This is a genomic window from Arthrobacter sp. SDTb3-6 (assembly GCF_013376095.1).
GTDB lineage: Bacteria > Actinomycetota > Actinomycetes > Actinomycetales > Micrococcaceae > Specibacter.
On record NZ_JAAMFN010000007.1, the window covers coordinates 1 to 14,183 of the forward strand.

The window sequence follows — 14,183 nt, forward strand, 5'->3', positions numbered from 1 at the left end:
CGGCCCGCCCTGTGGAGGAAACAACGCCCAAAAGACCCGCACCGGACGCCGGGAGAACGGTGGACCGACGTTGCTGACGGGCTGAACCGCAGGCCCGGACCCGGTCGCAGGCCCTACCCGACGGACGCCGACACGCAGGCTCGAGGACGCCCAAGCTTGGCTTCGCCTGCGCCGAAACACGGAAGCTCCGGTCCAACGGCAGGCTGCTGTTCCCCGGCGCCCGGCCGGTCCGTGCGGCCAGTGGGCGCACCTGCCCCGGCCATGCCGGGAGGGCCGAGTGGCCAAGTGAAAGGACAGCGTCATGGCTGGGGACGATGAGTCCGGGCGCCGCCTTCATCTGCACGGGCCCGAACCGGCGGCATTGCATGTAGCCGGCGTTTTTTGCAGTGCCCTGGATGCCTTCGCGGGCCCGCCCGGCACGCCGATTGAAGTTGTCATTCAGTGTGGGGCTGCCGCCGGGCTGCCGGCCGACGGGGCATTGGCTGGCCTGGCGGCCCAGGTCATGGAGGGCTGCGCGACCCTGACAGCCTGTGAAAACAGCATGGGTCCGCTGCCATCGACAGCGGCACGCTTCCGCTCGGTGTGTCGTCCGTGCCGTCCGGTGTCGTCCATCCCGCCCGGCTGCAGCGGAACCACCGTGCCTACGTCGGGCTGTAAATGCCGGCGACTGGCATCGCCAACCCTTCGATGCGGCCAGCTTGGGTGCCGGCGTGCCCTGCAAGCCCCGTCGCCGCCCGAGGCGCCGCCCACCGCCGCCGCCCGAGGAGGGGCCCGGCGTCGTGCATCCCACGGCCAGAAGGCGCCTTGCCCCGCGGCCGTGGCCGGCCCGGCACCGTGTGACCCGGCCCAAGAATCCCTTGCGCGCTTCCGGCTGCGCCTTTAGCGTGGAAAACGTAGCTGCAATATCCGGGTTGCGGGCCGTGCCCGCAGGGAATGGCAAGCGGGAGGCGCGAAATGCCAGGGAAGAAGAATCCAAGCCTGAAGGATCCCGAAATGTACGAGGAATTGCGGGACGATGGCGCGTCCAAGGAAAAGGCGGCCAGGATCTCCAACGCGGCGGCCAAAAGAGGGCGCGCAGCGGTGGGCCGTAAAGGTGGCAAGGCCGGGTCCTATGACGACTGGACCGTTGCACAGTTGCGTGCCAAGGCCAAGGAGATCGGCCTGAGCGGATATTCGAGCCAGCGCAAGCAGGAATTGATCGACTCACTGCGAAACTCCTAGTTCAGGCGGCGGTGCCGTGCAGGTGCAGTGCCGGGCGCGGTGCCGAGACAAGCGGGATCGCCCGCCCAGTGTGGGTCGCCAGCGTCAAGGCCGCGGCGGTTATTTCACCGTGAGCCGCAGGACCCGGTCTGCCCGGTGGGACATGGATTCGATGAGCCTGGCGTTGTCCTCGTCGCTTCCCAGGGCCCACAGGCGCGCGTCGGCGGCGGACTTGCCGTAGTCCATGTGGCGGGAAATGAGCCAATTGTGCCGGTGTTCCCGGGCCGGGTTGAGAAACCACGATTCAGTGAGGCAGTCGCGGGCCGACGGCCAGGCGCCCGACTCGGCGAGCAGGTAGTTTCCTTCCGTCACGACCAAGGGGACTTCGGCCAGGACGGGGATGCTGCCGGCTATGGGTTCCTCCAAGTCACGGTTGAAACTAGGGGCGTAGATGACTTCGCCGGACTTTTGCCCGCGAATTCGCTGAATCAGGTTGGCGTATCCCGCATCGTCAAAAGTCTGGATGGCACCCTTCACCTGGCGAAGCCCCTTCGCCAGCAATACGGCATTCGAGAGGTGAAAGCCGTCCATCGGAACCAGCACTGCCTTGTCAGGGCCCAGGGCATCCACAATCTGGCTGCCGACGGTGGATTTTCCGGCACCAGGGGGGCCCGTGATGCCCAGGATTGCCCGGCCTCCCGTCGCGGCCAGGACGCCGGCACTGGCGATGAGGTCTTCAAGATGGACAGTTGTTGTCATGGCCGTTCCGTCCTCAAGTGGTCAAGGGGTTTTTCCCCGGCAATCAGGCCGAGCCATTCCCGCGTACCGGGAACGGTGCATTTCAGTGCCGCCAGGCGGGCGGCAAATCCCAGCGAAGTGGCGGGGTCGGGCGCCTGCCCGGCCCCGTCAAGGGCTGTTCGGGCAAGGCTATAGGCACCGTGGAAGAAATCGCCCGCACCCAAGGTGTCCACGGCGTGGATCTGTTCCACGGCCACGCTGCCTTCACGGAGATGGGTCCGCCACTCGATGGGAGAGGGGCCGGCCGTCACGGCGGCAAGCGCGGCACCCCCGTCCAGGATCCACTGCATCGGCCCCTCCGGGTGGGACGGGACGGCAAAATCCGCCGAACAGATGACGTCCGTTGACAGCGGAACGAGCTCGGCCATGACCAGCTTCCACCGGCCGGCGTCGAGCACCCGGGGAATGCCCAGGTCCCTGCCCCATCTGGCCGCTGCCACCTGGAGGTCGGGATGGTGGCCGTCAAGATGCACGACGTCGGCGCGGCCCAGGGATTCCAGGACGGACCCGATGTCCCCTGCCGCGGCGGATCCCGCCCGGTTTCCCGGCGCTGATTGCGCGTCAGTCGAGACGATCTGCCGGTCGCCGGTCGCGTCGTCGATGGTGATGGTTGAGACCGCCGGTTGGTACCTGGCCCCTGCGAGGTCGGCCACGATCACACCGTGGGATGCGAGGTCCTCCCGAATGACAGTGGAAATGCTGCCGTGGCCCAGCCGCGTCACCAGGGTTGCCTTGCCCCCGAGCCGGGCGAAGAGCACCGCCGCGTTGAGGGCCGGGCCCCCGCCGGCAACGTCCTGGCGCAGGGCCGTGGCCTTCGCATTGCGCCCGGGCAGTTCGCTGACGCGCTGGATGATGTCCAGCGTGGCCAGTCCCACGAAGATTCCGTGCGGCCTGGAGGGCGGTTCATGCCCCACCGTTGCGTTCCTCCTCCGTTGGTTCCAGGGCGCCCGTCATCAACGCGACGACGTCGGACATGCTGCGCGCCGTGGGATCCACCACTGCTGCACGCTTGCCCAGGCGGTGCACGTGGATCCGGTCGGCCACTTCAAAGACGTGCGGCATGTCATGGCTGATGAGGATGACCGGCAGGCCGCGCTCCCGAATCTGGCGGATCAGGTCCATCACCATGCCTGATTCCTTCACGCCCAGCGCGGCGGTGGGTTCGTCCATGATGATGACACGCTTGCCGAACGCCGCGGAACGGACCACGGCCACGCCCTGCCGCTGGCCACCCGAGAGGGTCTCCACGGCCTGGGTAGCCGATTTGATGCCGATTTTCAGGTCGGAGAGGTGTTGCATGGATTCGCTGCGCATCCGCGGCTTGTCGAGTTGGCGCAGTACGGAGCCCATGAATCCCTTTTTGCGCAGTTCGCGGCCCAGGAACACGTTGCTGGCGATGTCCAGGGCAGGGATTACGGCCAGGTCCTGGTACACCGTTTCAATGCCATGGTGCCGGGCGTCAAGGGTGGTTTTGAACCGGACCGGTTCGCCGTCCATCTTGATTTCGCCGGAATCGGGCACGAGCGCACCGGACAAGGCCTTGATCAGGCTGGACTTGCCGGCACCGTTGTCGCCAATGACGGCCAACACCTCGCCGGCGCGTAATTCGAATTCAGCCCCGTTGATCGCGGTGACTGAACCATAGCGCTTGACCAGGTTGTGCGCTTCGAGCACGACTGCCTGTGGCTTGTTCACTGTGTCCTCCTGCGGGCCAGCTGGTCAAAGGCGACGGCCAGAATGACCAGGGCGCCTGTGGCAATGTTCTGGTAAAGGTTGTCCACCCCGATGAGTGTCAGGCCGTTGCGCAGGACCCCCACTATCAGCGTCCCGATAAGGGTCCCCACCACGGATCCCCGGCCGCCGAAGAGGCTCGTGCCGCCGATGACGACGGCGGTGATCGTATCCAGGTTGGCCGTCTGGTAGGCGTTGGGGTCGGCATTGGGGATGCGTCCCAGGGCCGCCCAGGCGGCAATCATGGCGATCACCCCGGTCATGATGTACACCATCACGAGGGTCCGGTTGATCTTGATGCCGGTGAAGCGGGCCGCCGTCGGATTGCCGCCCACCGCGTAGACGTGCTGGCCGCCGGCGGTTTGGCGCAAAACGTAGAAACAGACGGCGTAAACAATGACCAGCACCCCCACGCCCAGCGTGGTCCGCCAGGCGCCGATTCCAAAGTCCTGGCCAAAGAATGTCAGCAGCGGGCTCGTCACCGGATAGGTGGCCGAACCGGCATACAACTGGCTGGCGGCCGCGACCGCCGTATAGGTGCCCAGGGTGACGATGAAGGGCGGCAGCCGGAGAAACGAGACCAATGAGCCGTTGACCGCGCCGATGGCCACGCACACCACCAGTGCGATAAGCAGGGCCCCGAAGCCGCCGGCCTGCGGTACGGTCTTGGCCATCACGATGGTGCCCAGGACCGCAATGGCACCGATGGAAAGGTCAATGCCGGCCGTCAGGATCACAATTGTCTGGGCCACGGCCAGAATCCCAATCACAATGGATTGCTGGCCGATCAACGACAGGTTGTAGGGAGTCAGGAACCGGGGCGAGCCGATGGCAAACACGATGACGGCAACGATGAGTGCTGCCAGGGGGCCCACAAGCGGTTGCCGTGCAACCCAAGTCCAATCACGGTGTGTCCGTGGCGGGGCGGGGCTGATCTGGGTGGTGCTGGTAGTCATGGCTTACCTTCCTTGAGCGCCTGTGCAAGGGTGCCCTTCAGCGGCAGTGGCGGGTGAATGGCGGGCGCCGGGGCGGGGAGCGCGCACCGTCCGGTCCGGCCGTGCCCACCCCTGCCGGGGGACAGGGGTGGGCACGGCGTGGTGACTAGCCCCAGCAGTTCTGCAGGCCCCAGGCGGTGTCCTTTGAGTCCAGCCCGGCAACAGGGTGGTCGGTGATGAGCTGTGCCCCCGTGTCAATGAAGCCGCTGGGCTTGGTGCCGTTCTTGGCGAAAGTGACCACGGCGTCAACGCCCTGCTGGGCCATCTTGGCGGGGAACTGCATGACCGTGGCACCGATCTTGCCGGATTTCACGTTCTGCACACCCGTGCAGCTGCCGTCAATCGAGGCCATGGTGATTTGGCTCGTCTTGCCGGCTGCGGAAATGGCCTGGTAGCCACCGGCAGCGGCCGGTTCGTTGATCGTGTATACCGAGTTGGCGTCGGGAACACGCTGGAGCAGGTTTTCCATGGCGGTCTGGGCCTTGGTCTGGTCTCCGTTGGTGTTTTCCATGCCGGCGATCTCGGGGGAGCCGGGCTTGATGCCCATGCCTTCGAGGAAGCCGTTGTGGCGGAAATCGTCCACCGTGCCGCCGGGAGTGCCGTCAAGCATCAGGAGCTTGGGCGTCTTGGTGCCCAGCGTCCCCTTGACCCACTTGCCTTCGAAGACGCCCGCCTGCTTGTTGTCCGTGGCGTACGTTGCGTCCACCGCGTTGGCCGGGTCGGTTGCCGTGTCGAGGGCAATGACCACGACGCCGGCATCCCGAGCCTGCTTGATGGCGGAAAGAATGCCTGTGGATGAGTTCGGCGTGATCAGGATTCCCTTGACGCCCTGGCTGACCAGGTTTTCAATCGCGGTCACCTGGCCTTCATTGTCGCCGTCGAACTTGCCGGCGAGGGCAATCAGGTCGGCGCCCTTCTTGGCGGCTTCAGCCTTGGCCGCTTCGCGCAACTTGACGAAATACGGGTTCGTATCCGTTTTGGTGATCAAGCCGATCTTGACGTTGCCCGCCCCGCCGCTGCCAGAGGATGCGGGCGTCCCGGATCCTCCGCAGGCTGATGCCGTCAGTGCGATGGCGCCTGCCAGGACGAGGGCTGAAAGGGAGCGGTGGATCCCGCTGCGGGGGGTGGTTTTCCTGGGACTGCGGTTCTTCGTCATCTGGACTCCTTCGACCAGTGAGGCAGGGGCCTGCCATCGAGTGGCTCCACTCTAAGCACCTCGCAAACGCTTGCGCAAGCGTTTGAATTAAAATAATGTGAGAACTGCCACATCGTGGAACCACTGCACTGAAGGAGGCCCCCTTGGGCACCATGGCCGACGTCGCCCGGGAAGCGGGAGTCTCCATCAGCACGGTCTCCCATGTGCTCAACGCGACGCGGGCCGTCAGCCCGGAAACGCGGCAACGCGTGGTGGACGCCATGGCGGCAACGAACTTCCGGCGCAATGTCCTGGCCACGGCGCTGGTGACGTCGCGGACACACGCCATCGGCCTGTCCATCTCCGCCTTGCAGAACCCGTATTTCGCCAACCTGGTCCACTCCATCGAGAAACGCGCCTCCGCCAGGGGCTACAGCCTGGTCATGGGGGACTCGCACGACGACGAGGAGGTGGAGGGCGCGCTGTTGGGCACGCTGCTGGACCGGCGCGTTGACGGCATGATCATTGCCCCCGCCCCGCACAGCGAAACTGCCAACCTCCCGCGCGTGCTCAACGACGGCACCCCGGTGGTCCTGATCGACCGGCACGCGGACGTGGAGTGTGACCAGATCGCTCCGGACAACGTCGAGCCGACGCGACTGATCTCCAGCCACCTCGTCGAATTGGGCCACAGCTACATCGCGGCCGTCACCGGCCTGCCGGCGATACAGTCCACCGAGGAGCGGATCCAGGGTTTCGAAGCAGCCATTGCACAAGGCGGCCCTGGGGTGAAGTCGACCATGGTCCGCGGAAATTCCAAGGCCAAGGAGGCCTACCGGGCCGTCCACAGGCTGTTCAGCGGCACGTCGCACCGGCCCACGGCGCTGGTTGTCCTGAACAATGCCATGACCATTGGGTCGATGCAGGCCTTGAAGGACCTGGGGCTCAGGGTGCCCGGTGACGTCGCCCTGACATGCTACGACGACTTTGAATGGGCTGATGTGTTCGAGCCGCAGCTCACCGCCATCGAACAAGACGTCAAGGCCATGGGCCACACGGCCGTGGACCTTTTGATCGACAGGATTGACGGCAAGGCCGGGCCACGCAAAGTGCTGCGCACCAAGACCATTTACCACCACCGGAATTCCTGCGGCTGCACCAACTGACCAAGGAGCCTGCCATGCCCATTGCCACCCCGGATGAATACAGCGCGATGCTGGACACTGCCAAGGCGGAACGGTTCGCCTACCCGGCCATCAACGTCACCTCTTCCCAGACGCTGAACGCGGCATTGCGCGGCTTTGCCGAGGCGGAGAGTGACGGCATCATCCAGGTGTCCGTCGGCACCGCGCAATACCTTTCGGGAGCGGCACGAAACCGGATGGCGGGCTCGCTGGCATTGGCTGCCTATGCCCATGAGGTGGCCCCGCACTACAACGTGCGGATTGCCCTGCATACCGACCACTGCCCAAAGGCCAACCTTGACGACTGGGTCCTGCCGCTGCTGGAGCATTCGATCCGGCGGGTCAAGGAAGGGCGGCTCCCGCTTTACCAGTCCCACATGTGGGACGGCTCGCAATTGCCGCTGGCCCAGAATCTACAGGTGGCCGACCGCCTGCTGGCGCTGTCCGGCCGGGCACGGACCATCCTCGAGGTTGAAGTGGGCGTGGTTGGCGGCGAGGAGGACGGCCTCGTGGGGGCCATGGACGAGAGGCTCTACACCACCGTCGATGAAGCCCGGCAGCTCATGACGGCCCTGGGCACCGGGGACCGAGGCCGGTACCTGGCCGCCCTGACATTCGGCAACGTGCACGGCGCCTACAAGCCGGGCAAGGTGAAACTTCGGCCTGCCCTTTTGGGCGAAATCCAGGCCGCCCTGGCGCAGGAGACCGGCATTGAACGGCCCCTGGACCTCGTGTTTCACGGCGGTTCCGGCTCAACCGCCGGGGAAATCAGCGAAGCAGTCCGCCACGGGGTGGTCAAGATGAACATTGATTCGGACACCCAATACGCCTTCACCCGCTCCATTGCCGGCTACATGCTGTCCCGCTACGACGAAGTCCTCAAGGTGGACGGTGAGGTGGGGGTGAAGAAGTCCTACGACCCGCGGTCCTGGGGAACGCCCGCCGAGCAGGCCATGGCAGGCCGTGTCATGGAAGCGGCCCGGCAGCTCGGATCGGCCGGCCGAAGCCTGAAATAACGGACGGTTGGGGGTGTCCGGTACACAGTGCCGGGGCCCGCGCGGCGACACTGCCGCTGTGCCCTAAGTGCCGGGATCGCGGCCCCAATCGATGCTTGATAGGGTCGAGGTTCCACTGAAAGGACACATCATGGTTGAGCGCAACGACGCACCGCGGGGCCTGCTGATGCACGGATTCGGTGTGGGTGCCGAAAACGTGGCGGGAGTTTTCCGCAGTGCCCTGAACGCTGCCGCCGGCCTCCCCGGCGCGGACATTGAAATTGTCATCCAGGGCCCGGCCGTTGCGGCGCTGGTTTCCGGGGGCGCCCTGGCCGGGCCGGTGGGCGAGGCCCTGCAGCGCGGCATCGCCGTCCGCGCCTGCGAAAACAGCATGCGCTCGGCAACCGTGGATGCGGCCGGCCTGGCACCTGGCATCCTGCCGGTCCCGTCCGCCGTCGTCCACCTCGCCCAACGGCAGTGGGAGGGCTGGGCCTACATCCGCCTGTAAGCTCGGAAAGGCAGGCCGCCACCGCGCACCACCCGTGCCGCGCCGGTGACTTCGCATGGGCTGCCGGTGGCCTGTCCGGCCCCGTGTGGGAATGCGGAACTGGAACAAGGGAGACGATCATGGACGACCCCGAGAACGCCCGGCACGGCCGGAGGCACGCCCCCGAAGCCATGGTCGAACGCAGCCGGTTCGGTGCCACCGAACGGCGCAGGCCCCAGGAGCCGGACGAGAACCGCCCGCCGATCACCAGCAGCGAACTGAGCAAGGGGCCCGCCGAGCTGGCCACCGCGGCCCAGCTTGCCGAGGGCCGCAAGCCGCATGTCAACTGGCGCGTGTTCATTATTTCCGCCGCCATCATCATTGCCTTCTCCGTCTGGGCCATGGCCATGCCCCAAGGTGCCAGGGACACCATGCATGCGGTAGTCACCTGGATCGCGACGAACCTCGGCTGGTATTACGTCCTCACCATCACCCTGGTCATCGTGTTCGTCCTGTGGGTGGCGTTGTCCAAGGAAGGCAGTGTGCGCCTGGGGCCGGACCATTCCCGCCCCCAATACAACCTGTTCACCTGGGTGGCCATGCTCTTCGCCGCCGGGGTGGGCATCGACATGCTCTTTTACTCGGTGACCGGGCCCATCACCCAATACGTCTCGCCGCCGTCGGGCACGCCGGAATCCGCTGTCGCGGCCCAGGATGCGGTGGTCTGGACCATGTTCCACTACGGCATTGCCGGCTGGTCCATCTATGCCCTGCTCGGCATGGCCATGGGCTACTTCGCCTTCCGCTGGGGCATGCCGCTCTCCATCAGGGCCGCCCTCTACCCGCTGCTGGGCAAGCGGGTGCGCGGCGCCACCGGCGACGCCATCGACATCTTTGCCCTCGTGGGCACCGTCTTTGGCGTGGCCACCTCGATGGGGATCGGCGTGGTCCTGCTCAACGTCGGAATCGCCTGGCTCTTCGGGCTGCAGGAGGGCCTGGCCCTGCAGATTGCCCTGGTGGCCGTGGCCGTCATCATGACTGTCGCAGCCTGCACCTCAGGGGTGGACAAGGGCATCCGGATCATTTCCGAGCTGAACCTGTGGGCGGCGGCGGCCATGATGCTCTACATCCTGGTCACCGGCAACACCTCCTTCCTGCTCAACGCCATGGTGGAGAACATCGGCCGGTTCATCTTCACCCTGCCGGAACGCACCCTGCAGACCTTTGCGTATTCGCCCGGCGGCGTCGACTGGATGGCCGGCTGGACCTTGTTCTTCTGGGCTTTTTGGCTGGCGTGGGGTCCGTTTGTGGGACTGTTCCTGGCCCGCATTTCCCGCGGACGCACGCTCCGCGAGTTCGTCATTGCCGCCATCACCGCCCCGGTGCTGTGTGACTTCTTCATTGTCTCGATCTTTGGCAACAGCGCCCTGCGTGAAGTGCTGGACGGGAACGCCGCCTTTGCCCAGGAAGCCATCAAGAGCCCTGAACACGGCTGGTATTCGCTGCTGCAGATGTTCCCGGGTGCGCCGTTCCTGATTGGGCTGGCCACGCTGTCCGGGCTGCTGTTCTACCTCACCAGCGCCAATTCCGGGGCCATGGTGATGAGCAACTTCTCTTCCTCCATTCCGGACCCTTCCGTGGACGGGGCGAAGTGGCTGCGCATCTTTTGGGCCCTCGTCACCGCCCTCCTCACCGTGGCCATGCTGGTGGCCGGCGGCGTGGCAACCATGGAGTACGCAACGCTGATCTTCGCCCTGCCGGTGACAGTCATCGCCTACCTCGTCATGGCCTCCTTTTCGAAGGTCCTGCGGATGGAGCGGGCCGAACGCGAGGGCCAGGTGATGCGGCGCCGCTCGGCCGCGATGCACGGCGGGCAGACACCGGAAAAGACCTGGCGCCAGCGGCTGGCCCACCTGCGCTCCTACCCGTCCACCAAGGCCGTGGCGCAGTTCATGGACCGTGTGGTGGAGCCTGCGCTGCGGGACGTGGCCGATGAGTTCAAGCAGCTGGGCTACGATGCCGCGCTGACGTCCACCCCCAACGCCGAGACGGGCATCCACGAACACACCCTGGTGGTCAACATGGAGCAGCACCGCAATTTCCATTACCAGGTGGCCGCGGTGGAGGCCCCGGTGCCCATGTTTGGCGGACGCAGCATGTCCCGGGAGACCGACGTCTACTACCGCCTGGAGGTGTTCACGCTGACCGGCACCGAGGGCTACGACCTCATGGGCCTGACGCGCCAACAGGTCATCAACGATGTCCTGGACCGCTACGAGGCCCACCTGTCCTTCCTGCGGTACTCCAGTGAGCGCGACTACGCCTCCGTGCTCACCCCGCCCCCGCCGGGCACCGAGCCCATCCCCAGGGTGTCCCTGAAGGACGACGGCGGGGACGACGACGGACGGAAGGCGTAGCTCCCGGGGCCGGGCGGCACAAAAGCCCTCCGGCCCGGGTGCGGGGCCGGAGGGCTTTAGGTCCCGGGGTCAGGCCTGCTTCACGAGGGCCGCGTCAAGCTCAATCTTGACCTTGTCGCTGACCAGCAGTCCGCCGGCCGCCAAGGCAGCGTTCCAGGTCAGGCCGAATGCCTTGCGGCTGATCTCGGCCTCGGCGGTGAAGCCGGCGCGGGTGGCGCCGAAAGGGTCCACGGCCACGCCGGTGAACTCCACTTCCAGTTCCACCGGCTTGGTGACGTCGCGGATGGTGAGGTCCCCGGTCAAGGTGTACTCCTCGCCGTCGCCCTCGATTGCAGTGGCCCGGAACTTCATCTCGGGGTACTTGTCCGTGTCGAAGAAGTCCGCACTGCGCACGTGCTGGTCACGGTTCGCGTCGCCGGAGTCAAAGCTGGCGGTCTTGACGACGGCGTGCAGGGTGGAGTTGGCCAGCGAGTCGCCCACCCGGGCCTCTGCCGTGGCGTCCATGAAGCGTCCGCGGACCTTGCTGATGCCGGCGTGGCGGACGGTGAAGCCGATCTCGCTGTGGGCAAGGTCGAGCGTCCAAACGCCCTCGCTGAGTTCTGTAGGCAGTGTCATTGATATTCTCCTGATGGTGCGGATGGACAAATGAAGGTGTGGTCGGCAAGGGCCACGTCAAGCTAAACACAGCGTCCCGCCCGGCACCAGACCCCTTGGATCAACCCGCGGCGGGGGTCAGCCTTGGTCCGTGCCCGGCCCGTGGTTCGACGCCGGCTGACTGGCGGCCTGGCCCGCCGTCCGTCCCCGGCGGGCCCTGTATTCGCGCAGCGTGAGCCAGACGATGAAGATGTCGAAGGCGGTCAGCAGCGCCATTCCCCAGGTGAAGGCGACCACCAGTTCATAGCACTGGTAGACGATGAAGACCAGCAGGAAGACGACCATCCACGGGTATGCCCAGAGCCTGTCCCTGAGCACGGCCCAGACCAGGGCCACTTTCACCAGGCCGTGCAGCAGCAGGTAGATGGCGCCGAACAGGGTGGCGGAGAGGGTCAGGCTCCCGGCCAGGTGCACCAGCGTCGTGGCCACGAGGTCGTGGGGGTCCTCGGAGAGTTCGTGCTGCGTCAGGAAACGGACCACCGAGCCCAGCTGGGCGGGCGAAACCAGCAGCAGGAGGATCCCTCCCACCAGTTCCAGGACGCCGTCCAGGCCCTTCAGGACCAGGCTGGCCCTGAACGTCTTGTCCAGTGCCGTGCTGCGCGGGCTTGCGTGCGTCATTTTCCCTCCAAAACGTAACGACTGTTACAATTCCAATTGTGACACAACACAAGGGGTGGGTCCTGATCCTGCCACAGATTCCTTCCGAACCGTCCCGCCACCGCGTGGCCGTGTGGCGCCAGCTGCGCAAGGCCGGCGCCGTGCCGGTGTCCTCCGGGGTGTGGACGCTGCCGGCCGGCCCGGCATTCCAGGCGGACCTGGACCTCGCCGGCGAACTGTGCCGCAGGGGCGGCGGGACCCTGGCCGTCATTGACGCCTCCCCCCGGGATGAGGCGTCGGCCGCCATGCTCCGCGAGGCGTTCACCTCGGTCCGGCAGGATGAGTGGGCCGAGTTCACCGCCGATTGCGGCAAGTTCGAGGCCGAAATTGCCAAGGAGATCCAGAAGCGGAAGTTCACCTTTGCCGAGCTCGAGGAAGAGGAGCAAAGCCTGGAAAGGCTGCGGCGCTGGTACCGGGACCTGAAGAAGCGTGACGTGTTGGAACTGCCGGAAGCCAAGGCCGCCGGCGGGCGGCTGCGCGACTGCACGGTTGTCCTGGACGGCTACGCCGAGCGGGTCTACCAGGCCGTCCATGGCACGGCAGGTGACGGCGGCCCGTCGGCGTCAGCCCCGCCGGACGCTGGACAGGACTCCGCCCCGTGAGCGCCCCGCAACGCCGCAACGCCGCCGGGCCGGTGTCGACCGCCGCGCCCGGTCCCTCCGCCCGGGCCCTGGCCCCGCTCTATGCCGCGGGATTCACCACGGCCTTTGGCGCCCACAGCATCGCGGCAGGACTGGGCGCGGAAAGCGGCGGGATCGGACTGGGGCTGCTCACTTTTGGCGTGCTGCTGGCCCTGTACGACGTCGCCGAGGTCATCCTCAAGCCGGTCTTCGGATCACTGAGCGACAGGATCGGGGCCAAGCCCGTCATCGTGGCCGGCCTGGTGGGCTTTGCCGTCGCCTCCCTGCTGGGTACGACGTCGGCCAGCCCCCTCATGCTGGGGCTGGCCCGGCTGGGCCAGGGCGCGGCCGCCTCAGCCTTTTCCCCGGCCTCGTCGGCGGCTGTGGCGCGGCTCTCGGGCCCGGCGGCCGCCGGCAGCTACTTCGGCAAGTATGGTTCGTGGAAGGGATTGGGCTACGTGCTGGGGCCGTTGCTTGGTGCCGGGCTCATCTGGGCCGGCGGCTTCCCTGCCCTGTTCCTGTCGATGGCCGTCATCTCGGCCGTGGCCGCGGCATGGGTCTGGCTCGCGATGCCCGCGCTGCCGGTCCTCCCGCGCCCGCGGTACACCGTGGCCGAGCTGGTCCGCCAAAGCACCCGGCGGTCCTTCCTGGTGCCCACCCTGGTGCTGGCCGCAGCCACGGGTTCGCTGGGCGTGGCCGTCGGCTTCCTGCCGCTGCTGGGCAGCAGGCTGCACCTGGACGTGTTCGCCAGCATGGCCGTCGTGGCGTTCCTTGCCCTGTCCTCGACACTGACCCAGCCGTTGGCCGGCCGGCTGCGGGACCGCGGGCGCGTGTCCGCCCCGGCCGGCATGGGACTCGGCCTGGGCATGATCGCTGCGGGAATCGCACTGCTCGCGGTGGTGCCGCTTCCGGTCACGCTCTACAGCTCCGCGGTGGTCATTGGTTGCGGGATCGGGATGGCCACCCCGCTTGGCTTTGCGCACCTTGCCGCCGCCACGCCGGCGGAGCGGATGGGGCGGACCATGGGCGCCGCTGAAATCGGGCGGGAGGCCGGGGACGCCGGCGGCCCGCTGTTGGTTGGCGCCATCGCCACCGTGGCCGGCCTCGCCGCGGGGCTGGGGACGCTGGCGCTCCTGGTTGCCGCAGCGGCGGTGGCGTCCGGGGCCCTGCTGCGCCGGGACCCTGTGGCCTGACGCGACCGCGCCGCCCGTCGAGGAAGGGGCCAAGCCGCGAGAACGGTGTCTATTCACACCGTTCTCGCGGCTTGGCCCCGCTTTCGTTGGGGGAGCGCTGCGGAGCTACCCCCACTG

Annotated in this window: 14 protein-coding genes; 7 read left to right on the forward strand and 7 right to left on the reverse strand. The window is 66.8% G+C overall.

The genetic code is table 11. From position 1 onward, the window contains the following. The first annotated feature begins 954 nt into the window (after positions 1 to 954). Positions 955 to 1,221: a Rho termination factor N-terminal domain-containing protein gene (locus G6035_RS05130; protein WP_176616008.1), complete on the forward strand. Its 267-nt coding sequence runs from the start codon at positions 955 to 957 to the stop codon at positions 1,219 to 1,221. Between the two features lie 99 nt (positions 1,222 to 1,320). On the opposite strand, the gene G6035_RS05135 is transcribed toward G6035_RS05130, so the two are convergent. The 5 genes from G6035_RS05135 to G6035_RS05155 form a co-directional block, all read right to left on the reverse strand. After that, the gene (locus G6035_RS05135; protein WP_176616009.1) at positions 1,321 to 1,959 is read right to left on the reverse strand and encodes a nucleoside/nucleotide kinase family protein; all 639 of its coding nucleotides are present in this window, start codon (positions 1,957 to 1,959) and stop codon (positions 1,321 to 1,323) included. Beyond that, a complete protein-coding gene (locus tag G6035_RS05140; protein WP_176616010.1) occupies positions 1,956 to 2,873 on the reverse strand; it encodes a PfkB family carbohydrate kinase in 918 nt (305 codons plus the stop codon). Before G6035_RS05140 ends, G6035_RS05135 begins: the two co-directional genes overlap by 4 nt. 28 nt (positions 2,874 to 2,901) lie before the next feature. Further along, positions 2,902 to 3,693: an ATP-binding cassette domain-containing protein gene (locus tag G6035_RS05145; protein ID WP_256883923.1), complete on the reverse strand. Its 792-nt coding sequence runs from the start codon at positions 3,691 to 3,693 to the stop codon at positions 2,902 to 2,904. Further along, positions 3,690 to 4,685, reverse strand: a complete 996-nt coding sequence (locus G6035_RS05150) for an ABC transporter permease (RefSeq protein ID WP_176616011.1) — start codon at positions 4,683 to 4,685, stop codon at positions 3,690 to 3,692. The genes G6035_RS05145 and G6035_RS05150 overlap by 4 nt, the downstream gene beginning before the upstream one ends. A gap of 145 nt (positions 4,686 to 4,830) precedes the next feature. Beyond that, positions 4,831 to 5,880, reverse strand: a complete 1,050-nt coding sequence (locus G6035_RS05155) for a substrate-binding domain-containing protein (RefSeq protein WP_176616012.1) — start codon at positions 5,878 to 5,880, stop codon at positions 4,831 to 4,833. Positions 5,881 to 6,032: 152 nt separating this feature from the next. On the opposite strand from G6035_RS05155, the gene G6035_RS05160 reads away from it, so the two are divergent. From G6035_RS05160 to betT, 4 genes are all read left to right on the forward strand, one after another. Further along, complete coding sequence (locus tag G6035_RS05160; protein ID WP_256127764.1) at positions 6,033 to 7,025, forward strand: LacI family DNA-binding transcriptional regulator; 993 nt, start codon at positions 6,033 to 6,035, stop codon at positions 7,023 to 7,025. Between the two features lie 14 nt (positions 7,026 to 7,039). Further along, entirely contained in the window at positions 7,040 to 8,059 is a 1,020-nt protein-coding gene (fbaA, locus tag G6035_RS05165) for a class II fructose-bisphosphate aldolase (protein ID WP_176616014.1), read from the forward strand. 130 nt (positions 8,060 to 8,189) lie between these two features. Further along, positions 8,190 to 8,546 carry a DsrE family protein gene (locus G6035_RS05170; RefSeq protein WP_176616015.1) on the forward strand — a complete coding sequence of 119 codons (357 nt, stop codon included), beginning with the start codon at positions 8,190 to 8,192 and terminating at the stop codon, positions 8,544 to 8,546. A gap of 119 nt (positions 8,547 to 8,665) precedes the next feature. Further along, complete coding sequence (gene betT / locus G6035_RS05175; protein ID WP_176616016.1) at positions 8,666 to 10,942, forward strand: choline BCCT transporter BetT; 2,277 nt, start codon at positions 8,666 to 8,668, stop codon at positions 10,940 to 10,942. A 69-nt stretch (positions 10,943 to 11,011) separates the two neighbouring features. Here the strand turns inward: betT and G6035_RS05180 are convergent, their stop codons facing one another. Together G6035_RS05180 and G6035_RS05185 are read right to left on the reverse strand one after the other, a co-directional pair. Next, a complete protein-coding gene (locus tag G6035_RS05180) occupies positions 11,012 to 11,557 on the reverse strand; it encodes a YceI family protein (protein ID WP_176616017.1) in 546 nt (181 codons plus the stop codon). A gap of 117 nt (positions 11,558 to 11,674) precedes the next feature. Further along, positions 11,675 to 12,214 carry a DUF2127 domain-containing protein gene (locus G6035_RS05185; RefSeq protein ID WP_176616018.1) on the reverse strand — a complete coding sequence of 180 codons (540 nt, stop codon included), beginning with the start codon at positions 12,212 to 12,214 and terminating at the stop codon, positions 11,675 to 11,677. A 38-nt stretch (positions 12,215 to 12,252) separates the two neighbouring features. Here G6035_RS05185 and G6035_RS05190 point away from each other — a divergent pair, with 38 nt between their 5' ends. Together G6035_RS05190 and G6035_RS05195 are read left to right on the forward strand one after the other, a co-directional pair. After that, positions 12,253 to 12,855: a Chromate resistance protein ChrB gene (locus G6035_RS05190; RefSeq protein WP_218062980.1), complete on the forward strand. Its 603-nt coding sequence runs from the start codon at positions 12,253 to 12,255 to the stop codon at positions 12,853 to 12,855. After that, a complete protein-coding gene (locus G6035_RS05195; RefSeq protein WP_371130855.1) occupies positions 12,852 to 14,066 on the forward strand; it encodes an MFS transporter in 1,215 nt (404 codons plus the stop codon). Before G6035_RS05190 ends, G6035_RS05195 begins: the two co-directional genes overlap by 4 nt. The last annotated feature ends 117 nt before the right edge of the window (positions 14,067 to 14,183 follow it).

What these genes read in the sequence shown, in the direction of transcription:
- G6035_RS05155 (WP_176616012.1), bottom strand. Translation starts at nt 5,880, where the DNA reads ATGACGAAGAACCGCAGTCCCAGGAAAACCACCCCCCGCAGCGGGATC.
- G6035_RS05135 (WP_176616009.1), bottom strand. Translation starts at nt 1,959, where the DNA reads ATGACAACAACTGTCCATCTTGAAGACCTCATCGCCAGTGCCGGCGTC.
- G6035_RS05170 (WP_176616015.1), top strand. Translation starts at nt 8,190, where the DNA reads ATGGTTGAGCGCAACGACGCACCGCGGGGCCTGCTGATGCACGGATTC.
- G6035_RS05185 (WP_176616018.1), bottom strand. Translation starts at nt 12,214, where the DNA reads ATGACGCACGCAAGCCCGCGCAGCACGGCACTGGACAAGACGTTCAGG.
- G6035_RS05180 (WP_176616017.1), bottom strand. Translation starts at nt 11,557, where the DNA reads ATGACACTGCCTACAGAACTCAGCGAGGGCGTTTGGACGCTCGACCTT.
- G6035_RS05160 (WP_256127764.1), top strand. Translation starts at nt 6,033, where the DNA reads ATGGCCGACGTCGCCCGGGAAGCGGGAGTCTCCATCAGCACGGTCTCC.
- G6035_RS05150 (WP_176616011.1), bottom strand. Translation starts at nt 4,685, where the DNA reads ATGACTACCAGCACCACCCAGATCAGCCCCGCCCCGCCACGGACACAC.
- betT (WP_176616016.1), top strand. Translation starts at nt 8,666, where the DNA reads ATGGACGACCCCGAGAACGCCCGGCACGGCCGGAGGCACGCCCCCGAA.
- G6035_RS05130 (WP_176616008.1), top strand. Translation starts at nt 955, where the DNA reads ATGCCAGGGAAGAAGAATCCAAGCCTGAAGGATCCCGAAATGTACGAG.
- fbaA (WP_176616014.1), top strand. Translation starts at nt 7,040, where the DNA reads ATGCCCATTGCCACCCCGGATGAATACAGCGCGATGCTGGACACTGCC.